This is a genomic window from Rhodoferax sp. (assembly GCF_028715765.1).
GTDB lineage: Bacteria > Pseudomonadota > Gammaproteobacteria > Burkholderiales > Burkholderiaceae_C > Rhodoferax.
Genome location: NZ_JAQURE010000009.1, coordinates 1 through 20,784 on the forward strand (window position 1 = coordinate 1; position 20,784 = coordinate 20,784).

24 protein-coding genes are annotated in these 20,784 nt (G+C 58.9%); 14 read left to right on the forward strand and 10 right to left on the reverse strand.

Annotated elements, in window-relative coordinates; all coding sequences use genetic code 11:
- Positions 1–127: 127 nt before the first annotated feature.
- Positions 128–1,015 (forward strand): type ISP restriction/modification enzyme, encoded by an 888-nt coding sequence (locus PHT20_RS05075; protein WP_301019692.1) that lies wholly within the window; start codon positions 128–130, stop codon positions 1,013–1,015.
- Positions 1,016–1,085: 70 nt separating this feature from the next.
- Here PHT20_RS05075 and PHT20_RS05080 read toward each other — a convergent pair whose 3' ends face one another.
- The 3 genes from PHT20_RS05080 to PHT20_RS05090 form a co-directional block, all read right to left on the reverse strand.
- A complete protein-coding gene (locus PHT20_RS05080; RefSeq protein ID WP_301019693.1) occupies positions 1,086–1,376 on the reverse strand; it encodes a type II toxin-antitoxin system RelE/ParE family toxin in 291 nt (96 codons plus the stop codon).
- On the reverse strand, positions 1,369–1,614 hold the full coding sequence (locus PHT20_RS05085) for a type II toxin-antitoxin system ParD family antitoxin (RefSeq protein ID WP_301019694.1): 246 nt from the start codon (positions 1,612–1,614) through the stop codon (positions 1,369–1,371). The genes PHT20_RS05080 and PHT20_RS05085 overlap by 8 nt, the downstream gene beginning before the upstream one ends.
- Positions 1,615–1,704: 90 nt before the next feature.
- Entirely contained in the window at positions 1,705–3,105 is a 1,401-nt protein-coding gene (locus PHT20_RS05090; RefSeq protein WP_301019695.1) for a carbonic anhydrase family protein, read from the reverse strand.
- A 135-nt stretch (positions 3,106–3,240) separates the two neighbouring features.
- Here PHT20_RS05090 and ruvB point away from each other — a divergent pair, with 135 nt between their 5' ends.
- On the forward strand, positions 3,241–4,332 hold the full coding sequence (gene ruvB, locus PHT20_RS05095) for a Holliday junction branch migration DNA helicase RuvB (RefSeq protein ID WP_301019696.1): 1,092 nt from the start codon (positions 3,241–3,243) through the stop codon (positions 4,330–4,332).
- A gap of 56 nt (positions 4,333–4,388) precedes the next feature.
- Here ruvB and PHT20_RS05100 read toward each other — a convergent pair whose 3' ends face one another.
- The 7 genes from PHT20_RS05100 to PHT20_RS05130 form a co-directional block, all read right to left on the reverse strand.
- On the reverse strand, positions 4,389–5,027 hold the full coding sequence (locus tag PHT20_RS05100; protein ID WP_301019697.1) for a histidine phosphatase family protein: 639 nt from the start codon (positions 5,025–5,027) through the stop codon (positions 4,389–4,391).
- A 12-nt stretch (positions 5,028–5,039) separates the two neighbouring features.
- On the reverse strand, positions 5,040–5,648 hold the full coding sequence (locus PHT20_RS05105; RefSeq protein ID WP_301019698.1) for a DUF4136 domain-containing protein: 609 nt from the start codon (positions 5,646–5,648) through the stop codon (positions 5,040–5,042).
- An 89-nt stretch (positions 5,649–5,737) separates the two neighbouring features.
- Positions 5,738–6,712, reverse strand: a complete 975-nt coding sequence (gene ttcA / locus PHT20_RS05110; protein ID WP_301019699.1) for a tRNA 2-thiocytidine(32) synthetase TtcA — start codon at positions 6,710–6,712, stop codon at positions 5,738–5,740.
- An 8-nt stretch (positions 6,713–6,720) separates the two neighbouring features.
- On the reverse strand, positions 6,721–7,134 hold the full coding sequence (locus PHT20_RS05115; protein WP_301019700.1) for a PIN domain-containing protein: 414 nt from the start codon (positions 7,132–7,134) through the stop codon (positions 6,721–6,723).
- A 31-nt stretch (positions 7,135–7,165) separates the two neighbouring features.
- Positions 7,166–7,471, reverse strand: a complete 306-nt coding sequence (locus PHT20_RS05120) for a DUF6364 family protein (RefSeq protein ID WP_301019701.1) — start codon at positions 7,469–7,471, stop codon at positions 7,166–7,168.
- 61 nt (positions 7,472–7,532) lie between these two features.
- Positions 7,533–7,913 carry a dihydroneopterin aldolase gene (locus PHT20_RS05125; protein WP_300086950.1) on the reverse strand — a complete coding sequence of 127 codons (381 nt, stop codon included), beginning with the start codon at positions 7,911–7,913 and terminating at the stop codon, positions 7,533–7,535.
- A gap of 55 nt (positions 7,914–7,968) precedes the next feature.
- A complete protein-coding gene (locus tag PHT20_RS05130) occupies positions 7,969–8,781 on the reverse strand; it encodes an SDR family oxidoreductase (protein WP_301019702.1) in 813 nt (270 codons plus the stop codon).
- A 19-nt stretch (positions 8,782–8,800) separates the two neighbouring features.
- On the opposite strand from PHT20_RS05130, the gene PHT20_RS05135 reads away from it, so the two are divergent.
- From PHT20_RS05135 to PHT20_RS05190, 12 genes are all read left to right on the forward strand, one after another.
- Positions 8,801–9,937: an SAM-dependent methyltransferase gene (locus PHT20_RS05135; RefSeq protein WP_301019703.1), complete on the forward strand. Its 1,137-nt coding sequence runs from the start codon at positions 8,801–8,803 to the stop codon at positions 9,935–9,937.
- An 8-nt stretch (positions 9,938–9,945) separates the two neighbouring features.
- Complete coding sequence (locus PHT20_RS05140; RefSeq protein ID WP_301019704.1) at positions 9,946–10,140, forward strand: DUF2905 domain-containing protein; 195 nt, start codon at positions 9,946–9,948, stop codon at positions 10,138–10,140.
- A 63-nt stretch (positions 10,141–10,203) separates the two neighbouring features.
- Positions 10,204–11,400 (forward strand): diguanylate cyclase, encoded by a 1,197-nt coding sequence (locus PHT20_RS05145; RefSeq protein ID WP_301019705.1) that lies wholly within the window; start codon positions 10,204–10,206, stop codon positions 11,398–11,400.
- Positions 11,401–11,483: 83 nt separating this feature from the next.
- Positions 11,484–12,683 carry a GGDEF domain-containing protein gene (locus PHT20_RS05150; protein ID WP_301019706.1) on the forward strand — a complete coding sequence of 400 codons (1,200 nt, stop codon included), beginning with the start codon at positions 11,484–11,486 and terminating at the stop codon, positions 12,681–12,683.
- A 199-nt stretch (positions 12,684–12,882) separates the two neighbouring features.
- Positions 12,883–13,341 carry a thioredoxin TrxC gene (gene trxC / locus PHT20_RS05155; RefSeq protein ID WP_301019707.1) on the forward strand — a complete coding sequence of 153 codons (459 nt, stop codon included), beginning with the start codon at positions 12,883–12,885 and terminating at the stop codon, positions 13,339–13,341.
- 81 nt (positions 13,342–13,422) lie between these two features.
- Positions 13,423–13,794 (forward strand): phosphomannose isomerase type II C-terminal cupin domain, encoded by a 372-nt coding sequence (locus PHT20_RS05160; protein WP_300086971.1) that lies wholly within the window; start codon positions 13,423–13,425, stop codon positions 13,792–13,794.
- 101 nt (positions 13,795–13,895) lie between these two features.
- A complete protein-coding gene (locus PHT20_RS05165) occupies positions 13,896–14,888 on the forward strand; it encodes an ROK family protein (RefSeq protein WP_300086974.1) in 993 nt (330 codons plus the stop codon).
- A gap of 174 nt (positions 14,889–15,062) precedes the next feature.
- Positions 15,063–16,313 carry an ABC transporter substrate-binding protein gene (locus PHT20_RS05170; protein ID WP_300086977.1) on the forward strand — a complete coding sequence of 417 codons (1,251 nt, stop codon included), beginning with the start codon at positions 15,063–15,065 and terminating at the stop codon, positions 16,311–16,313.
- A gap of 344 nt (positions 16,314–16,657) precedes the next feature.
- Positions 16,658–17,536, forward strand: a complete 879-nt coding sequence (locus PHT20_RS05175) for a sugar ABC transporter permease (RefSeq protein ID WP_300086979.1) — start codon at positions 16,658–16,660, stop codon at positions 17,534–17,536.
- Between the two features lie 13 nt (positions 17,537–17,549).
- On the forward strand, positions 17,550–18,404 hold the full coding sequence (locus tag PHT20_RS05180; RefSeq protein ID WP_301019708.1) for a carbohydrate ABC transporter permease: 855 nt from the start codon (positions 17,550–17,552) through the stop codon (positions 18,402–18,404).
- Between the two features lie 5 nt (positions 18,405–18,409).
- Positions 18,410–19,492: an ABC transporter ATP-binding protein gene (locus PHT20_RS05185; protein WP_300088699.1), complete on the forward strand. Its 1,083-nt coding sequence runs from the start codon at positions 18,410–18,412 to the stop codon at positions 19,490–19,492.
- A 77-nt stretch (positions 19,493–19,569) separates the two neighbouring features.
- Entirely contained in the window at positions 19,570–20,727 is a 1,158-nt protein-coding gene (locus PHT20_RS05190) for an ATP-binding protein (RefSeq protein ID WP_300088701.1), read from the forward strand.
- Positions 20,728–20,784: the final 57 nt, after the last annotated feature.

Sequence of the window (20,784 nt, forward strand, 5' to 3'; positions counted from 1 at the left end):
GGCTTTGGCACGACGGCGACGAAAGTGGTTTGAGGGCCTTTGGGCTCAAGCTGAAATTGACCCAAGTCTGCACAAGTTCGGACTCGCTTGAAACATCGAAATCTCTAATGGATTATCTGGGTTGAACTTGAAAGCTGCAAAACCGGTGTTGAGCGTTTACCGTGCATTTGACTTGCGTTACATGCTTTATGGCGATTACGCGTTTGACTACCCACGAAGTGAAATCAATGATTTACTTTCTCATGGGTCGCCTGCTTTGGTCACAACGAAACAAACAAAAGAAGAGTTTGCTGCGCTTGTGATTGACAAACCGGCCGCACAGCACAAATTAGTTACGCCTTATGACGGTAGTTATGTGTCGCCTTTGTACCTGTCAGGCGCCACGCCCAACCTCGCTCCCGACTTCCTGGCCGCACTGGCGCAAGCCTTGCGCCGCCCGGTGACGCAGCCGCACGGCCTGCCTGAAGGTGTCACGCCCGAGGACGTGCTGGCTTACGTTTACGCGGTGCTGCACGCACCCAGCTACCGCAGCCGCTACGCCGGCTTCCTGAAAAGCGACTTTCCCAGAATTCCATTAACAAATCAGGCTCTAGCGCTTACAGATAAAGCGCATGCAGCTATTGATTTTGAATCAACCTGGCGCGCTCTGCTGCCCTTGGGTCAGCAATTGATTGATCTGCACCTGCTTAAAAATGTGCCCACCAACGCACGCGTCAAGTTTGCGGTGCAGGGCAGCAATGAGGTGGAGAAACCCCGGTTTGAAGTCTGCAACGGCAGTGGCCGTGTCTGGATCAACGCCAGCCAGTACTTTGAGGGCGTGCCTTTTGACACCTGGCAGTTCAAGGTAGGTGGCTACCAGGTGTGTGAAAAGTGGCTCAAAGACCGCAAAGGCCGCCAACTCGACTTTGCTGACATCCAGCACTACAGCCGAGTTGTGGCAGCCCTCACGCGCACCCGTGAGCTGATGCAAGAGATTGACACTGTGGCCAATGGCCAACTCTGGCCGCTGGCGTAGCCTTGTTATAGGCACGAAACCAGCCTATACCCCTGGGTTGAAGCGCCGAGATCAACGGCAATTGCATCTGCTAAAGGTGGCGTGGCGCATCCATGCGGTCATGCAAGATGCGAACAACGGCAATGCCGTAGTCTGTGATGCGAAAGTAAATGACGTGCCGCTCGATACTGTGGCGACGATAGCCCTGTCGAATGTGGTCACAGGCTGGCGCAGTTCTGGGCGACTGCGCCAGGTCGGCAAAAGCCGTTGTCAGGTGGTCGGTGTAGCGATCAGCCTGGTCAATACCCCAATGTTCGGCGGTGTAAGTCCAGATGTGTTCAAGATCAATCTCTGCGGCGGGGCTGAGCCGATATTCAGGCATGGGCAGCGCGCATTTTCTGCTTGAACGCAGAAGCATCGAAAACTTGTGGCTCGCCGCTGGCCTCGCCTTCAACCAGCGCCTGCCGGATGACATCAGTCTCCAAGCTGCGCTCTTGTTCGCGCCGGATCAGGTCGCGGATGTATTCGCTGTCGTTGGTGTAAAGACCTAAGTGAATTTGCGTTTTGATCCAGTTGTCTTGCTGGTCAGTCAAGGTGATGGTTTTTCGCAAAGTTGCCATGGTGTCGCTTTCCAGGTTGGAGTCAAGGGTGTGATCGATTCATGCTGCTAATGCATTGTTACGCAGAATCGCTGCCAATTTCCTCTGGCCTTACTGCGCCTCGCGCACTGGCCGGCCATTCACAGGTTGCACCGGGCGGGCGTTGTTGGGGAACAGCTGCTGGAACAGGCGGATTTGCTCTTTGCTGAGCTGGGTGGGGGTTTTCAGCACCATCCACAGCACGCCTTCGGTGCAGGGGGGGGTGGTGAGAGAGCCTATGAACTGGTAGTAACGCTGGTCTTTGGGCAGCAACAGGTTCATGTCTATCAGGCCACCGGGCATGCGCACCCGGTCATTCAGGTCAAGCGGCATGTAGGTCCACACGGTGTTGATCAGCGGGTTGGCCACACCGGGGTCGAGCAGCACGGCCACCACGGCCAGTTGCCCCTCGTTATTTTTGTGCACCAGGTGCGCCACCATGGCGTAGTTGCGGTAGTTCACCTGCTCTTCAGACGGGGTGTGAAAGTGAAACTGCACCAGTTTGTAGACCGAGCCGCGCACGGTCAGGGTGTTGTCGCCATACAAATCCACCTGGATGGTGTGGCCGTTGTTGACCACCGTGCCGCTGGAGGCGCTGTAGTTGAACTGCAGTGGCTCGGCAGGCCCTTGCAGGGTCATGGACTCTTCAATGTTGATGGGCGACTGGCGTTTGCCGATGGCGCACACATTGAATTCAGACTTGAGGTTGCCCCAGGCTTGCGGGCCGTTTTCGCCCTCGTAAGCCCAATGCGGCTCGCCCACATGGCCGCTGTTGCCATGAGCATCGGCAGCGGCGGAGGCTTCGTGCCCCGTCAAGGCGGCGGCTTTGGTCTGGATGTAGTCGCGGCTGGCACGCGGGTTGATCACTGGGGTGTGCGCCGGTGCGGCGTGTGCCACGGCGGCGGTGCGCGGGCGTGCCACTGCGGCTGCGGGCGTGTGCACTGGCGCGGCATGGGCGGCTGCCACTGGGGCAGCTTCTTCAGGTGCCGCGGCTTCAGGCGCTGCATGGGCGTTGGCGGCGGCCTTGCTCGGGCTGGCTTTGGCCACAGGTTTGGCAGCGGCTTTGGCGGCAGGTTTATCAGCGGCTGGTGTGGGTTTGTCAGTCACCACCAGGGTGAGTTTTTTGCGGCCGATCAGCTTGTCGCGCAAGGCGGCTTTGATGTCCACTGCCAAGTCTTTGCCCTCGGATGCGGGGTCTGACGCCGCTTCAGCCGACGCTTTGGCCGGGCTGGCTTTTTTGACGGTATGAGCTGGTGCGGCTTCGTGCGTGGGCTCGGCCGCATGGCTGCGGGGCAGTACCAGCCCGGCCAACATCAGCCAGCTCAAAGCCAGCAGCGCCAGCCGCACCCTGTGGCGCGAGGGCACCGGCAAATGGCCTTTGACCCGCGCGGTCAACCCAGCTTCTGGGGTACAAGAACGCTGTGCAACGGGTTGCAAAATGGGTTGCGCAAGGGGGCTAAATATGTTTTTCATGGCAGGCGTGGCTCAAGGGCGGGCAAAAGTGAGGGTCTTTAGTTCTTTATATCGGCAAAGGGCGGCGGTAGCTTAATCTGGCAATACTGCAACGCGGCGCTATAGTGCCATTTTGTTCCTCACACTGAGTCCGCTTTGAGTATCCAAACCGACGATTTTGCCCCTGCGCCCGCCAAACGGGTGGTGTCTAACGCGCCCGCATCCCCCAACGAGGAGGCCATCGAGCGAGCCTTGCGCCCCAAGCTGCTCGATGACTATGTGGGGCAGGTCAAGGCGCGTGAGCAGCTTGAAATCTTCATCAGCGCGGCCAAAAAGCGCGACGAAGCGCTAGACCATGTGCTGCTGTTTGGCCCACCTGGCCTGGGCAAAACCACGCTGAGCCACATCATTGCCGCCGAGCTTGGCGTCAACTTGCGCCAAACCAGCGGCCCCGTGCTGGAAAAGCCCAAAGACCTGGCTGCGCTGCTGACCAATCTGGAAAAAAACGATGTGCTGTTCATCGACGAAATTCACCGACTTTCACCAGTGGTAGAAGAAATTCTGTACCCTGCGCTGGAAGACTACAAGATCGACATCATGATTGGCGAAGGGCCTGCCGCACGCAGCATCAAGCTCGACTTGCAGCCCTTCACCCTGGTGGGCGCCACCACCCGCGCGGGCATGCTGACCAACCCGCTGCGCGACCGCTTTGGCATCGTGGCGCGGTTGGAGTTTTACACCCCGGAAGAGTTAGCGCGCATTGTCAAGCGCAGTGCGGGCTTGCTCAATGTGCCGACCGACGAGCAAGGCGGCTTTGAGATTGCCAGGCGTTCACGCGGCACGCCACGCATTGCCAACCGCTTGCTGCGCCGGGTGCGCGACTATGCCGATGTCAAAGGCCGTGGCGAGATCACGCTGGACATTGCCAACCGCGCCTTGCAGATGCTTGATGTAGACCCGCAGGGTTTTGACTTGATGGATCGCAAGTTGCTTGAGGCGGTGATTCACCGCTTTGACGGCGGCCCGGTCGGGCTGGACAACATTGCCGCCAGCATTGGCGAAGAGCGTGAAACCATTGAAGACGTGATCGAGCCCTATTTGATTCAGCAAGGCTACTTGCAGCGCACCCCGCGTGGGCGCATTGCCACGCTGGCCGCGTATCGGCATTTGGGGGTCACGCCGCCAGCCAACCAGGGTGCGATTCAAGTTGATGTGGACTTATTCCCTCGCCCCTTGGGAGAGGGCTAGGGTGAGGGCTAGAGAGCGGGAGTAAAACCCGCTGCACATCAGTTTGAACGCAGCCCTTACACACTGCCCTCGTCCAGCACCGCCGCTTCCAGGTGCCGGGTGTCGCCCCAACCGACCAGCGTGAAGCCTTCAGGCGTCCACAGCAAGCGGTTGATGGCGGCGTTGCCCAGGTGCCAGCTGCGGGGCGCTTGCAGCGCTTGCCCGGTGGCCAAACGGTAGAGCTGGTCGAGCACACCACCGTGCGCCACCAGCACAATTTGGCCACCCATGTGCCGGTTTGCCAATGTTGACGCAATCTGGCTGATGCGCTCACGCACCGTCAGCAACGACTCGCCCCCGGGCGGTGTCCACTCGGGGTCGCGCTGGCGCCAAAGCAGTGCCTCCTCTGGGTAGCGGGTGTCAAGCTCGGCGTAGGTGTGGCCCTCAAAGCTGCCAAAAGCGCGCTCGCGCAAGGCTGGCTCTGCCACCAGCGGCGCCTGGGTGGCGTGGGCAATGGCGTTGGCGGTTTGCCAGGCGCGCAGCAGGTCGCTGGCGTAAACCGCATCAATGGCTTCGTCGCGCAGTGCCTGAGCCACTTGGCCAGCTTGCCAGATGCCTTGCTCGTTGAGGGCAATGTCGGTGTGGCCTTGCAGGCGGGTCTGGGCGTTCCAGGCGGTTTCGCCATGGCGGATGACGATCAATCGGGTGGCTTGCATGGTGCGGGGGCTTTAGCGGGGAATGTCGATGTTGACCCGGCGCACCCCTTCGGGCGGGTTGGGGAAACCCTGCAGCGCAGCGTCCAGCAGGGCGGCCAACACGGTGGCGTGGTCGCTCCAAATGCCGTCGTGCGTGGCATGGCTCTCAAACACCACCGTTTGCTGGGCATTGCGCATGACCAGGCTCACCTGGCGCCAATAGTTGGTTTGCTGGGCGTCCAACCCCGGAAACAGCGCACCGCGGTTGCCAATGCTGACCGCACCGTTGCCAAACACCCAGCCCAGCCCCACGCCAATGTTGACGCCGTTTTGACGCGGGTTGCTTTCTTGCCGCTGCACCGCGGTCACCTGCACGCTCAAAGCCGCAGCAGGTGAAAACTTCAGTCCTACTTTGGCCAAGGCTTGCTGTGCCAGTTGCTCCAGTTGGTCTTGGTCTGGGTTGTGCTGCTGCGAGGGCAGACGCTCAAAGCGGTAGCTGGCACCGGTGGCCACAGGTTGCGGGGCAAAGCTGTTGACCTGCGCATCAACCAGCCGGGTGCTGGCGCAGCCGGTGAGTGTAAATGCTATTGTTAATATAGCTGCTTGCGCATATTTCATAAGCTCTAGAGGCATATTTTTCATATAAGTTCTCAAACGTGGCAGTGGCTTGAAGTGCCCCTGTAAAAAGTACGAACAGCGAACAATAGCGAACAACTGCGAACCTGTGTGGCTTACAGCTGCACCAGCGCTACGCCGGTCAAGCTGGGCAGGGGCAAGTCTTCGGTATCAAAGGCAATGTCACCCTGTGGGTCGGCCACGCCGGTGCACTGCACGCCCTTGAAGTCGTAGTGTTTACCGTCCATCAGGTGCGACGGCACCACGTTTTGCAGCGCGGTGAACATGGTCTCGGTGCGGCCGGGGTACTGGCGCTCCCACTGGTTGACCATGCGTTTGATCTCCTGGCGTTGCAGGTTTTCCTGGCTGCCGCACAGGCTGCACGGGATGATGGGGAACTGCCGGTGCGCGGCCCAGGCAATCAGGTCTTTTTCTGCCACATGCGCCAGTGGGCGGATCACCACATGACCACCGTCGTCGCTCACCAGCTTGGGCGGCATGCCCTTGAGCTTGCCGGCAAAAAACATGTTCAGGAAAAAGGTGTGCAACATGTCGTCGCGGTGGTGGCCCAGGGCAATTTTGGTGATCTTGAGTCGGTCGGCCACGCCGTACAAAATGCCCCGGCGCAGACGGCTGCACAGGCTGCACATGGTTTTGCCCTCGGGCACCACTTTTTTGACAATGCTGTAGGTGTCCTGGGTTTCGATGTGGTACTCAATGCCCAGTTTGCTCAGGTACTCGGGCAAGATGTGCGCCGGAAAGCCGGGCTGTTTTTGGTCCAGGTTCACCGCCATGATGTCAAAGTGAATGGGGGCACGGTGTTGCAGTTTCAGCAAGATGTCAAGCAGGCCAAAGCTGTCTTTGCCGCCGCTCACACACACCATCACGCGGTCGCCTTCTTCGATCATGTTGAAGTCGATGATGGCTTGGCCGACCTGGCGGCACAGGCGCTTTTCCAGCTTGTGCACCTCGCGTTCGATTTTGATTTTTTGAGCGGCAGTGGGGGCTGTGGGCGCGGGTGCGGTGTGTGCCGCTTCAGGCGCAGTCAGCGTGTCGGTGGGGGTATCGTTGTCAGTCCAGGGAGCGTTCATGGGGTGTTTCACAAGGCTTGCAAGGCTAAAAATTGCGTGGGGGTGTAGGCGCGCACCGGGCTTTGGGCAAAGTCTTTCAGATTGCGGGTGATGATGGCCTGCGCCCCGGCTTGGTGGGCGCTGTAGGCCAGCACGGCATCTTCAAAATCAGTCATGTCACTTTTGACAGCGGCATCCAGCACATAACGCGTCACTTTGGCCAACTCCATGACTTGTAGAAAATTCGCTATGGCTTGTCTGGCCCCGGCTTCTCCCAAGGTGCGCCGAGTGACGTAGTGCAGATTGGTCAATGTGGTTGCGCAAAGTAGGCCAGTGTGGGCCGAGACTTCAGCCAGAGCGACGACCATGGCCGATTCTTTGATAAAAGGCTCGCGCCTCAAAATCACATCGAGAATGACATTGGTATCAAAACATAGGTGCATGGCAAATCCGTCGCGGGTTTAACCCTGATGATCATTTTGGGGAGTGTTTTTTTTCTAGGTATTGGTAATAGTCTTCCTCGGTCGGCGGCGGACTGCCGTCTGTGGGGCAGGCAATACCAATCAGACTGCGGGTGAATGGCCCCAGCTTCTGCTCCCAATCAGCGTCATCGGTGCTGGGGGCTGCTTGGGCTGGACGATCTTTGTCTTGAGTGAAGTGCCCAAGCGCCGCAAAGTAGTTGGCCACCATTTGCGAGACCGAACTGCCATGGGCAGCGGCATAATTTTTGGCGCTGGTAATGAGCGACTCGTCCATGCGCAAGGTGAGTTTTTGGTTCATGTGGTGGGGTGACGTACTGAGTTTCAATAATTGTACGTCTGGCTCAATGAGGGGCAAACCCTTACCACTGCCCCGTCTCCATGCGAATGGCCACTTCGCAGTCGGCAAAAATTTCTAGCTTGGCAATTTTCACCCGCACGCCTTTCACATTGGGCAGCTGCATCAGGCGGTGGCACAGCTTGCCGATCAAGGTTTCGAGCAGGTTGACGTGCTCTGCGGTGCATTCGTCAATGATGATGGTGCGCACCTTGCGGTAGTCCAGCACATGGCAAATGTCGTCGTCGTGGGGCAGCAGCGGCTGCGCGCCCAGGCTCAACTCGGTGTCTACCTGAATCGGCTGCGGGGCTTGCTTTTCAGCCTCCAGAATGCCCAGGTTGGCATCAAAGCGCAGACCAGTCAGCGTGAGGGTTTGCAGGCCTTGGTGGTAGGTGATGGGGGTCATGGTGTGGGTGGGGAGTTTGTCAATGAGAACGGTGCATGCGCCAACTCGGCGTGCCTTAAAGCAGCGAGAAATCGCGCTCAAACTTCATCAAATGCTGGCCGCCATCCACCAGCAGCGTGGTGCCGGTGATCGATGCGTTGCCCAGCGCAAACGCCACGGTGGCAGCCACATCGGCCGGGGTGGACGAGTGCCCCAGCGGCGAGAGCTTGTGCAAGGCCTCAAACTTTTCCGGGGTCAGCATGTGGCTGGTCAGCGTCAGCCCCGGCGCCACGCCCACCACCCGCACCCGCGGCGCCAGCGCCAGCGCCAGCATGGTGTTGGCCGACTCCAGCGCGGCTTTGGACAAGGTGTAGCTGACAAAGTCGGGGTTGGGGTTCCACAGCTTTTGGTCGAGCAAATTCACCACGGCACCGTTGGCCTGGCGGCTGGCCAGATGGTCGTGCAGCGCTTGGCTGAGCAAAATGGCTGCACCGGTGTTGGCGCGCAGGTGCTTCTCCATGGCGGCAAAGCTGAAGGTTTGCGGCGTGTCGTGCTCAAAGGTGCTGGCACTGTTGACCAAGGCATCCACATGACCCAGCGTTTCGATCACTGTGGGGAGCAGGTTGCGAACTGCCGTCTCATTGCCTAAATTGGCACGAAATGAGCTGCTAGCGCCCGCCAGTGCTGCGCAATCAGCTACTGTTTTACGAGCATCTTCTACTGAGTCTCGGTAGTGCACCGCCACCCGCCAACCGGCTTTGGCCAGCGTCAGCGCAATCTCGCGGCCCAGCCGTTTGGCCGTGCCTGTGACCAGCACGGTGGGCTGGCGCACCACGGCCGGGGTGGCAGAGTCAAGCGGGCGGGGGGTGGGGGCAGAGGGGGTAGACATTGGGAGACAATTCCAGGCTATGACAACGCAACCTAGTTTAACGACCGAGCTGTCGCACCACATTGCCCAGGCCATTGCGCACGCCGGGGGTTGGGTCGGCTTTGACGCTTTCATGGACATGGCGCTTTACACGCCGGGCTTGGGTTACTACGCCCATGGCAGCGCCAAATTTGGTGCCTTGCCCTACACCGTGCAAGACGGCGTGCGCGTGGCCGGCAGCGACTTTGTCACCGCGCCAGAAATCACCCCGCTGTTTGGCTGGACGCTGGCCAAGCAAGTGGCGCAGGCCTTTGAGGTGACAGGCACCGACGAGATTTGGGAGTTTGGCGCGGGCTCTGGCGCGCTGGCGCTGCAGCTGCTGCAAGCCTTGCAGGCCAGCGGTGTGGCCGTATCAAGCTACACCATTGTGGACATATCGGGCAGTTTGCGCGCCCGTCAACAAGCCACTTTGGCGGCTTTTGCGGCCCAAGTGCGCTGGGTGGATGCCTTGCCTGACCAGCTGCAAGGCGTGGTGCTGGGCAACGAGGTGCTTGATGCCATGCCTGTCAAACTGCTGGCGCGCGTGGCCGGTGTGTGGCACGAGCGCGGTGTGGTGGTGGGGGCTGCTGATGCTGCCCCCAGCTTCACCTGGCAAGACCGACCCACGCACCTGCGCCCTAGTTTGGACGTGCCCGGCGAGCACGATTACCTGACCGAAATCCACCCCCAGGGCGAAGCCTTTGTGCGCACCCTGGGTCACAAGCTGCACCAAGGTGCCATTTTCTTGATGGACTACGGCTTTCCCGAGGCCGAGTACTACCACCCGCAGCGCCACATGGGCACCGTGATGTGCCACCAGGCGCACCAGGTGGATGACGACCCCTTGGTTCGGGTCGGCCAAAAAGACATCACCGCCCATGTCAACTTCACCGGCGTGGCGCTGGCCGCTAACGCGGCAGACCTGGGCGTGCTGGGCTACTGCAACCAAGCCCAGTTTTTGATGAATTGCGGTTTTCTGACACAGCTGGAGGCGGCCGACCTGCCCACCCGCGTGATGGCACAAAAGCTCATCATGACGCATGAAATGGGCGAGTTTTTCAAGGTCATTGGCTTCTTCAAGGGCGAACCTTGGCAGGCCATCGGCTTTGATGCCGGCGACAAAACCCACACCTTGTAAGGCTGCCCATGTTTCGCTGGCTGATCGTTGTTTTTTTGGCGCTGGTGCTCATCAACGGCTTCACACCGTGGCTGCAAAAGCTGGGGTTTGGCAGGCTGCCGGGCGACCTGCGCTTCAAGCTTTTTGGCCGCGAGTTCTTCATTCCGCTGACCACCACCATCATCCTGAGCCTGGTGGCTGCAGCCATTGCCAAATTTCTTTGACTTTCATGAATCTTGACCAAGCTCAAGACACGGCTGATATTTCACGTTAGTCTTGGTGTTCTTATGAACCAGCTCTTTGCGCGTTTGAAGGCTCTGCACCGGCAGCATGACTTGGTGCTTGGCCGTGCGGTGGCTGACAACATGAAGCGGGTGCAGTGGATTTTTCTCACCCTGGTGCCGCTTTATGCGGCTGGGCTGATGCACTCCTGGGGTCCAGTTTTGGGCGTAGACGTCCTCAAGGCGGCTTCCATGCGCGCCATGGGCTGGCTGGATGTGGTGATGCTGGCATGGCTGTTGACATCTATGGCTTTGTTTTATGGCCTGCGCCTTGGTCAGCATGCCACCCCCGTGAAACGACTTTTCATGGGCATTGCGACTTTTGTTTTCTTGGCTTATGGCGTGCTGGCCACCTGGATTTTGAATGGGCAGCAGCCCACGGTGACCCTGTATGTGTTGGCGTGTGTGTTTGTCGGGGCTTTGGTGCTGGAGCGCCCCAGCGTGATGTTCGTCATGTTTTTCTTAAGCTACGTCGCGCTGGTGCTTAGTCTGGGGCAGGTTCCCATGACGGCTTTGATGCTGCGCACCGAGCTGCTCCATGGCAGCATTGCAGCCATGTTGGGTTTTGTACTCTCATTGACTTCATGGCGGCGGTTCTCGGTCACTGAGCTTTTGCGAGACCAAGTGGCCGCACAAAACCAAGACTTGCGCCAGCGCAATGCCGAACTGGCGCAGCAAAAAGCCGAGTTCGAGCAGCTCTCACAGCACGATGGCCTCACCGGTCTGCTCAACCGCCGCGCCTTCACCCAGCAAGCCCAGTTGCTGTGGCAGCGCGCCGCCAGAGACGGCAGCACGCTGGCTGCCGTGATGCTGGACCTGGACTTTTTCAAACGGATCAATGACCAATTTGGCCACCCTGCCGGAGACGCGGTCATCATTCACATGGCTCAAATCATTCGCACCAGCGTGCGCGAAACCGACCTGGCAGCCAGAGTGGGCGGCGAAGAATTCATGCTGGCACTGCCTAACAGCAGCACCGACAACGCCGTCTTGGTGGCCGAAAAAATCAGGCATCAGTTGACGCAAGCCCCGCTGGTTTTGCCGGACGGTCAGCAAGTGAGTATGACCGTGAGTGCCGGTGTGGTGGCTTGCCAGCCTGACCAAACGGCAAACTTTGAGGCTCTGTACAGCGCCGCAGACCGCGCCTTGTACCAAGCCAAACAATCTGGCCGCAACTGTGTGAAAGTTGCCATCATGCTATAAAAACAGTATTGATTTTTGTCAATTAAATAAGCCTATGGTGTTTTAAAATCAGGCATAACGTGCTATTAAATTTGATAAAAATAATGCTCAATCTTTGGAAGCAACTGCTGCTCTGGCACGGCCAGCACAACCTGGTGGCGGCACAAGCCATGCAAGACAACATGGCGCGTTTGCCTTGGGTGCTGGGGGTGGTGCAGCTGTTGCTGGCAGCCGGTATTTACCTGGCCTGGGGCGTGAATGCCAGCACGTCACCCGCTGAAGCACACTTTTCAAACCTGATTGGCTGGGTTGACGTGGCCTTGATGCTGGGCTTGTTGGTGGTGTTGGTCTGGCTGCTCTGGTGTCAGCGCAGCGCCTGCATGTCGGTCTGGCGGCAGGGGTTGCCGGTGTTTTTGGCGGTGGTGTTTGTCAGCTTTGGCATCACCTTGTCGATCGCTTCGCAGTGGGTGCTGCCATCCGCCACCATGTATGTCATCAGCTGTGTGTTTGTCGGCACACTGCTGCTGATTCGTCCCAGCATCATGCTGGTGATTTTTGGCGTGAGCTATGCCGTTTTTTTCTGGCTGTTGGGGCAGACGGCTCAAACTGGCACAGTGTTGATCTTGCTGCGTTTTCACGGTGGCATGGCAGCGGCGCTGGGGTTGACGCTGTCACTGGTGCTGTGGCGCCGGCACACGGTCACCGAGCTGCTGCGCCGTCAGGTGCAGGCGCAAAACACCACGCTGGCGTTGCAAAAGACCCAGCTTGAAGCCCTTTCCCAACGCGACAGCCTGACCGGCCTGCTCAACCGCCGCGCCTTCACCGACCAAGCCCACACCGTTTTGAGCCGCACCCTGCGCGACGGCTTGCCGCTGGCTGCGGTGATGTTTGACCTGGATCACTTCAAACAGGTGAACGACGAGCATGGTCATCCGGCGGGCGATGCCGTGATTCAATTCATGGCACAGGTGATTGCCTCGAGCGTGCGCGACTCAGACCTGGCTGCGCGCGTGGGGGGTGAAGAGTTCATGCTGCTGTTGCCCGCCACGGGCGCCCAAGCGGCGCAGGGCGTGGCAGAAAAAATACGGCGGCAGGTGGCGCAAGCGGCCGTCGCTGCGGGCACAGCAAAGCCGCTGAACATCACCGTCAGCGCCGGTGTAGCCGCTTGGGAGCCCGGGCAGATGAGCGGCTTTGAAGACCTCTACGCGGCTGCCGACAGAGCTTTATATGCTGCCAAACACGCCGGACGCAACCAGGTGGTGTGCGCGGATGCGTCTGAAATTATATTAAAAATAGGCCTCTAGAGCTCATTAATCAAGCGTTAGTAGCTATTGTTTTTGATTTATTTGTGGCGTTGGACTTGAATCTTTGCGCTTGATCAGCATGTAAGGATGAACCGAAGAAACCATCGGGCGCAACTGCCATCGCCACCATCCCAAGCCCTCATGAATTTCCTCGGTTGAATTCACTTTCATTTCATCCAGCTCCAAAAAAGGCTTCCCCATGACCGACGCACTGCACATTGTTTGCCCCCACTGCCACACCACCAACCGCATTGCGCGCGTCCATTTGAGCAGCGCGCCCAACTGTGGTAGTTGCCACCAGCCCTTGTTTGAGGCGCACCCGGTGATGCTCAATGAGGCCCATTTTGATCGCCACATCAGCCGCAACCAGATAGCTGTGCTGGTGGACTTTTGGGCACCGTGGTGCGGGCCATGCCGCCAAATGGCACCCGCGTTTGAGCAGGCCGCCGCGCAGCTTGAGCCGCTGGTGCGTCTGGCCAAGGTGGATACAGAAGCCGAGCAAAACCTGGGGGCGCGGTACAACATCCGCAGCATTCCCACGTTGGCGCTGTTTGTCGGTGGGCGCGAGGTGGCACGCCAAGCCGGTGCCATGGGCGCTGCCGACATCGTGCGCTGGACGCAGCAGCAGTTGCAGCGCGCCAACGCAGCTCAGCGTTAATCCGCCATCGTTTGTACTGCCTTGGTAACCCGCCCACCTGCCAAGAATTAGCATTTCGGCCTGTTTCACGAAGGCCCCCACATGCACACAGCTCCCCAAACCCTGGTCCGCATTGACCGCACCCCCCGGCCTTGGGGCTGGTTTGAGACGGTGTCTGAAGCGCCGGGGCACAAAATCAAGCGCATTGGCGTGCTGCCGGGGCAGCGCATCAGCCTGCAAACACATGCCCAGCGCAGCGAGCACTGGGTGGTGGTGCGCGGCACGGCACGCGTTACCCTGGGCGCAGACACGTTTGACTTGCAGGTGGGGCAGCACTGCGACATTGCGCTGGGGCAAGTGCACCGCTTGAGCAACCTGACCGGGCAGATGCTGGAAGTGATTGAAGTTCAGTTTGGTGCCTATGTGGGCGAAGACGACATCGTGCGCATTACCGACGACTACGGCCGCGTTTGAGCTGCGGCACAATCCCAATTTGATAGCTGACCAAGCACCCGTGCGGCGCTGAACCGGCCTTTTTAACCTCAACCCCATCCTTTTTTCAAAGAGACCTCCTCATGACCCACAACCTTTTGACCGACGGTTTTAAATTGCCTGCGGGCACCGCGCCAGTGGCTTGCGTAGACATTGGCGGCACCAAGGTGGCGGTCAATGTGGTCGATGAGCATGGCGCGCGCGGCAAGGTGGTCGAGCCCACCGCTACCACGGGCGCGCCTGATGCGCTGGGTCAGCAAATCATCCGCCTGATTCATGCCAGCTGCGACGCGGCCGACGTGCCGGTGGGGCGCATTGCGCGTGTGGGCGTGTCGTCTTGCGGGCCGTTTGTGTTGAACCAGGGGCTGGTTGAGCTGGCCGCGCCCAACATTTGCGGCGGCTTGGCAGGCAAGGCGCGTGGCCTGCCCAACGACTGGCAAACCGCGCTGCTGGAGGCGCCACTGCGCGCCGCTTTTGCCCACGTGCGGGTGGAAAACGATGGCATTGGCGCGTTGGAGGCCGAGCGCCGCTGGGGTGCGTTGCAGCTTGATGGCGTGCCCATGGCCAACTGCGCCTATGTGACCTGGAGCACCGGCATTGGCACTGGGCTGTGTGTGGACGGCCACGTGCTGCGCGGCAAAAACGGCAACGCTGGCCACGCTGGGCACTTGTTTGTGAGCAGCAATGCGGATGCGCTGTGCGGCTGCGGCAATGTGGGTGACGTGGAAGGGCTGGTGGCTGGCAACGCCATTGCCCGGCGCTTTGCGGCGCAAGGGTATGCCGACGCTGCTTCACTTTTTGTAGCTGCTTACCAAGGTGATAAAAGGGCTATCGGCCTGATTGATGACTTGTGTGAGGTCATGGGTCGACTGCTCTACAACCTGATTGCCACGCTCGATGTGCAACGCATCAGCCTGGGCGGCAGCGTCTACTGGCATCACCGGGCTTACCTGTTGCCGCGCTTGCAGGCTGTGGTCAAAGGCAAGCTGCCAGCGCTGACAGACGGCTGTGAGCTGGTCAGTGCTGGCCTGGGCGAGCGGGTAGGAGACTTTGGCGCGCTGGCGCTGGTGGCATAGGCGCTCCCGCCGTTGTTCTGACATCGCCTGCTGGGAGCCTAGGGGTAAATCCCCATAGCGGCTTGCTAAAAATTAATTAACAATTAATTAATTCGCGCAACATGGTGTCTGCACGAAGCAACCCGCGCCCTGGGAGTCAAGCGTGACTTACCCGGTGGACAAACAGGAGATCACATGAACAAACTTTCCAAATTGGCTACAGCTGTGGCATTGGTGGTGGCTGGCTCAAGCGTGCTGGCTGGCGAAGTGGAAGTGCTGCATTACTGGACATCCGGTGGCGAAGCCAAGTCTGCTGCCGAGCTGAAAAAAATCATGCAGTCCAAAGGCCATGTCTGGAAAGATTTTGCTGTGGCCGGCGGCGGTGGTGACAACGCAGCCACCGTGCTGAAAAGCCGTGTGGTCTCTGGCAACCCACCCGCAGCGGCCCAAATCAAAGGCCCTGCCATTCAGGAATGGGCTTCTGAAGGCGTCTTGGCCAATCTGGATTCAGTGGCCAAGGCCGAAAAGTGGGACAGCCTGCTGCCAGGCGTGGTGGCCAATGTGATGAAGTACAAGGGCAACTACGTGGCGGCCCCCGTCAACGTGCACCGCGTCAACTGGATGTGGGCCAACAGCGCCGTGCTGAAAAAAGCCGGTGTGGCGGGCACGCCCAAGACCTGGGACGAATTTTTTGCCGCAGCTGAAAAAGTCAAAAAAGCCGGTTTGATTCCGGTGGCGCACGGTGGCCAAAACTGGCAAGACTTCACAACATTCGAGTCTGTGGTACTGGGTGTGGGCGGGGCCAAGTTTTATGGCGATGCCTTGGTCAAACTCGACCAAAAAGCGCTGACCAGTGCCACCATGACCAAAGCCCTTGAAACTTTCCGCAAGGTCAAGAGCTACACCGACCCCGCATCTCCTGGGCGCGACTGGAACCTGGCCACCGCCATGGTGATTCAAGAAAAAGCCGCCTTCCAGTTCATGGGTGACTGGGCCAAGGGTGAGTTCACCGCCGCCGGCAAAGTGCCAGGCAAAGACTACATTTGCGCCGCCGCACCGGGCACGGCCAACGCTTACACCTTCAACGTGGACTCGTTTGCCATGTTCAAGCTGAAAGACGCTGCCGCCCAAAAAGCCCAGGGCGACCTGGCTGCCGCCATCATGGGCACGGAGTTCCAGGAAGTGTTCAACCTGAACAAGGGTTCCATTCCGGTGCGCCTGAACATGAACATGGCCAAGTTTGACGACTGCGCCAAGCTCTCCAGCAAAGACTTTGTGGAAACTGCCAAAACCGGTGGCCTGGTGCCCTCAGTGGCGCACGGCATGGCCATCAAGCCAGCAGCTGAAGGTGCCATCAAAGACGCTGTGAGCCAGTTCTGGAACAACGACAAGATGAGCGTGGCCGACGGTGTGGCCTCTATCGCTAAGGCGGCTGCGACCAAGTAAGTCGGGCACTTTTGGTTGAACCCGCAACAGGGCTGGGGTGCGTTCCGCCGCGGATGTCCCCCGCCCTGCGGGCTCCTCCTTGATTCCGCTCTGGAACGCACCCCAGCCCTGCTGCTAGACGCTACGAAATCTTTTGTAGGAAGCGATCATGCGCATCGAGACCTGACGGAGTGGGTGTTTCCCGCAGTGAGGTCAAGGAGGAGACCCTAGTTCGAAGAATTAGGGTTGGGGGACACGAACGGAGGGAAATACCCGCTTCGTCAGGTCTGGTACACACAACTTTCGCTCACAACTGGCACGCCAACCATGGACTTTGGAAGTTCAAAACCCAAGGTAAGGTACCTATGAAATCTTTTGAAAACGTGCTCCCCAAGCTGGTGATCGCCCCAGCCTTTGTGCTTGGCTTTGCCTTCATTTACGGCTTGATGATCTGGAACGGCGTGCTCTCGGTGACCAACTCGCGCATGCTGCCCAACTACGACGAATTCGTCGGGCTGGAGCAGTACACCAAGCTGTGGGAAATGGACCGCTGGTATGTGGCGCTGAAAAACCTCGGCATTTTCAGCGTGTTGTATGTCGGCGGCTCGATGCTGCTGGGCATGCTGCTGGCGATTTTTCTGGACCAGAAAATCCGCTTTGAAGGCGTCATTCGCACCATTTATTTGTACCCCATGGCCTTGTCGTTCATTGTCACCGGCACGGCCTGGAAATGGATTTTGAACCCCAGCCTGGGGCTTGAAAAACTCATGCACGACATCGGTTGGACCAGCTTCACTTTTGACTGGCTGGTGCAATCTGACACCGCCATTTATTGCGTGGTGATTGCCGGCATTTGGCAATCAGCTGGGTTTGCCATGGCGCTGTTTTTGGCGGGCTTGCGCGGCATAGACGACAGCATCATCAAGGCAGCGCAAATTGACGGGGCCAGCCTGCCGCGCATTTACTGGCGCATCATTTTGCCGATTCTGCGGCCGGTGGTGTTCTCGACCATTCTGGTGCTCTCGCACCTGTCCATCAAGGCCTTCGATTTGGTCATGGCGCTCACCGCCGGTGGGCCGGGCTATGCGTCAGACGTGCCCGCCACCTTCATGTTCACCATGAGTTTTACCCGTGGCCAGATTGGTCTGGGTGCGGCCAGCGCGACCATGATGCTGGCCATGGTGGCGGCGATTGTGGTGCCTTACCTTTACAGCGAATTGCGCGCCAAACCGCATGAACATTGATCAGAGGTCACTCATGAACGCTAAAAATCTTTCACGTTTGGGCATTTACACCGTGTTGGGTGTGGCCGCCTTTTTCTTTCTGGCACCGCTGTATGTGATGCTGGCCACCAGCTTCAAAGATGCCGAGCAAATCCGTTCCGGCAACCTGCTGAGTTTGCCGCATGGGCTGAACTTTGAGTCGTGGACGCTGGCCTGGTCAACCGCTTGCACCGGGGTGGACTGCCGCGGGCTGCAGCCCTATTTTTGGAACTCGGTCACCATGGCGGTGCCAGCGGTGCTGATCTCTACCCTGTGGGGCGCTTTGAATGGCTATGTGCTGAGCATGTGGAAGTTCAGGGGCAGTGACTTGCTGTTTGGCTTTATTTTGTTTGGCGTGTTCATGCCGTTCCAGGTGGTGCTGCTGCCCATGAGCCAGGTGCTGGGGTATTTGGGCTTGAGCAGTTCCATCACCGGCTTGGTGCTGGTGCACTGCTTGGCGGGCATGGCGGGCACGACGCTGTTTTTCCGCAACTACTACACCGCCATTCCGCGTGAACTCATTCAGGCCGCGCGCATGGACGGCGCCGGTTTCTGGCGCATTTTTTACCGCATCGTCATCCCCATGAGCACGCCGATTCTGATGGTTACGCTGATCTGGCAGTTCACCAACATCTGGAACGACTTTCTGTTTGGCGTGGCCTTCAGCGGCGCCGACAGCAAACCCATCACGGTCGGTCTGAACAACATGGCCAACACCACCAGCAGCGTCAAGAGCTACAACGTGGACATGGCCGCGGCCATCATCGCCGGCCTGCCCACCATGCTGGTGTATGTGTTGGCCGGTCAATATTTCGTCAAAGGTCTCACAGCTGGCGCTGTGAAAGGATAAACATCATGGCAGCATCACTTCACATTGCAGGCATTCGCAAGGTTTTCGGCAAGGGCGACAAAGCCGTTGAAATCCTGAAAAAAATCGACATTGAGGTCGCCCCGGGCGAGTTCTTGATTTTGGTCGGTCCCTCGGGTTGCGGCAAGTCCACCCTGCTCAACATCATTGCCGGGCTGGAAGAACCGACCGAGGGCGAGCTCAAGATTGCGGGCAAAAACGTGGTGGGCATGGCTCCGGCACAGCGTGACATTGCCATGGTGTTCCAGAGCTACGCCCTGTACCCGACCATGAGCGTGGCCGACAACATTGGCTTTGCGCTGGAGATGCGCAAAGTGCCGCTGGAGGTGCGGCAAAAACGTATCAAGGAGGTGGCGGCCATGTTGCAAATTGAACACCTGCTGGACCGCCGCCCGGCGCAACTCTCGGGCGGCCAGCGTCAGCGCGTCGCCATGGGTCGCGCCCTGGCGCGCGACCCGCAGCTGTTTTTGTTTGACGAGCCCTTGAGCAACCTCGATGCGAAGCTGCGCGTAGAAATGCGCGCCGAGATCAAGCGCTTGCACCAAGTGTCAGGCATCACCAGCGTGTACGTGACGCACGACCAAATCGAAGCCATGACACTGGGCAGCCGCATTGCCGTGATGAAAGACGGCATCCTGCAGCAAATTGGCACGCCCGACGACATTTACCGCCGCCCAGCCAACACCTATGTGGCTGGCTTCATCGGCTCGCCCACCATGAATTTCATAGCTGGTCAGGCAAGCGGCACGGGCGCTACAGGTCAATTTACCTTTGAAGGTGGGGTGTTGCCCCTGCCCTGTCCAGCGAGTGGCCAAGTGACCCTGGGCCAGCGCCCGGAGCACATCCACTTGGAAAACGATGCCGCCTGGCGCGGCGAGGTCACGCTGGTGGAGCCCACCGGTGCCGACACCTACGTGGTGGTGAAAACCGCCGCAGGCCTGATCACCGTGCGCACACCACCGAGCACCCTGGTGCAAGTGGGCGACCAGGTGGGCTTGAGCGTGAGCAGCAAGCACAACAACTGGTTTGATGCCCAAACCGGGCTGCGCTTGGGTTTTGAGGCGGTGTAAGGCGGTCTCAAATCCAAGTCCTGCCGCTTACCGAGATGAATTTACAATGCGAAGTTTAAAACTTCGATTTGTAAGAAATGATTCCTCGCCAAGCCACTTCGACGCTGCATCGCCTGGCCAGGGGGTTTCCTGTGCTGGCCATCACAGGGCCACGGCAGTCAGGCAAGACGACGCTGGCGCGTGCTGTTTTTTCGACCAAACCCTACGTGTCGCTGGAAAACCCGCAAGAGAACGAGTTTGCTCGGACTGACCCGCAGCGCTTTCTGGCACGCTTTGTTGATGGTGCCATTCTGGATGAGGTTCAGCGCTGTCCTGCCTTGCTGTCGTGGTTGCAGCAAATGGTTGATGAGCGTGCTCGCATGGGTGATTTTGTATTGACTGGATCAGCCCAGTTTGATTTGCTGGCGGGCATCACGCAAAGCCTGGCAGGACGGGTCGGGCGGATTGAGCTGCTGCCCTTGAGTGGTTCAGAACTCGCAAGCGACAAGTTACCTGAAGACTTGGATGCGCTGTTGTTCACAGGCGGCTACCCGGCGCTGTATGACCGGCCACTGGCTCCGGGCGACTGGTTTGCCAACTACGTGGCCACTTATCTGGAGCGCGATGTGCGTCAACTGCTGGCGGTGCAAGACCTGAGTCAATTTCATCGTTTCGTGCGCATGTGCGCGGCGCGCTCCGGGCAATTGCTCAACTTGGCTGCGTTGGGAGCCGATTGCGGCATTGCAGCCGTCACCGCAGCCAAATGGTTGTCGGTGCTGGAAGCCAGTTACCTGGTCATGCGGCTGGCACCCTACCACCGCAACTTTGGCAAGCGACTGGTCAAGAGCCCCAAGCTGTATTTTCTGGATGTCGGGCTGATGGCCTGGTTGTTGGGCATTCGGGAGGCCTCAAATATTGAGACGCATGCTGCGCGGGGGGCATTGTTTGAAACCTGGGTGGTATCTGAATTGATAAAGCAGCGCTTCAACAATGGGCAGAGCGCAGAACTCTTTTTCTGGCGCGATAACGTCGGCCACGAAGTGGATGTGATGTTTGAAACCCCGCAGGGATTGCAGGCGATAGAAATCAAATCTGGCAGTACCTTTGCATCAGACTGGCCGCAAGCCGTACACAAATGGGTCGGTCTGGCCGAACCGCCCGCCCTGCCACCGCAAATTATTTACGGCGGCAGCGGGCACTACGCCAGGCAAGGGTGTGATGTGCTGGGTTGGCGCGAGTTTGCGCTGGGAGCTTGATCTTCTGGCAGGTGTTGTTCCGCTGCTTAGATTTCATACATGCCGGCTTCAGCGCTC

What these genes read in the sequence shown, in the direction of transcription:
- PHT20_RS05080 (WP_301019693.1), bottom strand. Translation starts at nt 1,376, where the DNA reads ATGCCTGAATATCGGCTCAGCCCCGCCGCAGAGATTGATCTTGAACAC.
- PHT20_RS05085 (WP_301019694.1), bottom strand. Translation starts at nt 1,614, where the DNA reads ATGGCAACTTTGCGAAAAACCATCACCTTGACTGACCAGCAAGACAAC.
- PHT20_RS05090 (WP_301019695.1), bottom strand. Translation starts at nt 3,105, where the DNA reads ATGAAAAACATATTTAGCCCCCTTGCGCAACCCATTTTGCAACCCGTT.
- PHT20_RS05100 (WP_301019697.1), bottom strand. Translation starts at nt 5,027, where the DNA reads ATGCAAGCCACCCGATTGATCGTCATCCGCCATGGCGAAACCGCCTGG.
- PHT20_RS05105 (WP_301019698.1), bottom strand. Translation starts at nt 5,648, where the DNA reads ATGAAAAATATGCCTCTAGAGCTTATGAAATATGCGCAAGCAGCTATA.
- ttcA (WP_301019699.1), bottom strand. Translation starts at nt 6,712, where the DNA reads ATGAACGCTCCCTGGACTGACAACGATACCCCCACCGACACGCTGACT.
- PHT20_RS05115 (WP_301019700.1), bottom strand. Translation starts at nt 7,134, where the DNA reads ATGCACCTATGTTTTGATACCAATGTCATTCTCGATGTGATTTTGAGG.
- PHT20_RS05120 (WP_301019701.1), bottom strand. Translation starts at nt 7,471, where the DNA reads ATGAACCAAAAACTCACCTTGCGCATGGACGAGTCGCTCATTACCAGC.
- PHT20_RS05125 (WP_300086950.1), bottom strand. Translation starts at nt 7,913, where the DNA reads ATGACCCCCATCACCTACCACCAAGGCCTGCAAACCCTCACGCTGACT.
- PHT20_RS05130 (WP_301019702.1), bottom strand. Translation starts at nt 8,781, where the DNA reads ATGTCTACCCCCTCTGCCCCCACCCCCCGCCCGCTTGACTCTGCCACC.
- PHT20_RS05135 (WP_301019703.1), top strand. Translation starts at nt 8,801, where the DNA reads ATGACAACGCAACCTAGTTTAACGACCGAGCTGTCGCACCACATTGCC.
- PHT20_RS05140 (WP_301019704.1), top strand. Translation starts at nt 9,946, where the DNA reads ATGTTTCGCTGGCTGATCGTTGTTTTTTTGGCGCTGGTGCTCATCAAC.
- PHT20_RS05145 (WP_301019705.1), top strand. Translation starts at nt 10,204, where the DNA reads ATGAACCAGCTCTTTGCGCGTTTGAAGGCTCTGCACCGGCAGCATGAC.
- PHT20_RS05150 (WP_301019706.1), top strand. Translation starts at nt 11,484, where the DNA reads ATGCTCAATCTTTGGAAGCAACTGCTGCTCTGGCACGGCCAGCACAAC.
- trxC (WP_301019707.1), top strand. Translation starts at nt 12,883, where the DNA reads ATGACCGACGCACTGCACATTGTTTGCCCCCACTGCCACACCACCAAC.
- PHT20_RS05160 (WP_300086971.1), top strand. Translation starts at nt 13,423, where the DNA reads ATGCACACAGCTCCCCAAACCCTGGTCCGCATTGACCGCACCCCCCGG.
- PHT20_RS05165 (WP_300086974.1), top strand. Translation starts at nt 13,896, where the DNA reads ATGACCCACAACCTTTTGACCGACGGTTTTAAATTGCCTGCGGGCACC.
- PHT20_RS05170 (WP_300086977.1), top strand. Translation starts at nt 15,063, where the DNA reads ATGAACAAACTTTCCAAATTGGCTACAGCTGTGGCATTGGTGGTGGCT.
- PHT20_RS05175 (WP_300086979.1), top strand. Translation starts at nt 16,658, where the DNA reads ATGAAATCTTTTGAAAACGTGCTCCCCAAGCTGGTGATCGCCCCAGCC.
- PHT20_RS05180 (WP_301019708.1), top strand. Translation starts at nt 17,550, where the DNA reads ATGAACGCTAAAAATCTTTCACGTTTGGGCATTTACACCGTGTTGGGT.
- PHT20_RS05185 (WP_300088699.1), top strand. Translation starts at nt 18,410, where the DNA reads ATGGCAGCATCACTTCACATTGCAGGCATTCGCAAGGTTTTCGGCAAG.
- PHT20_RS05190 (WP_300088701.1), top strand. Translation starts at nt 19,570, where the DNA reads ATGATTCCTCGCCAAGCCACTTCGACGCTGCATCGCCTGGCCAGGGGG.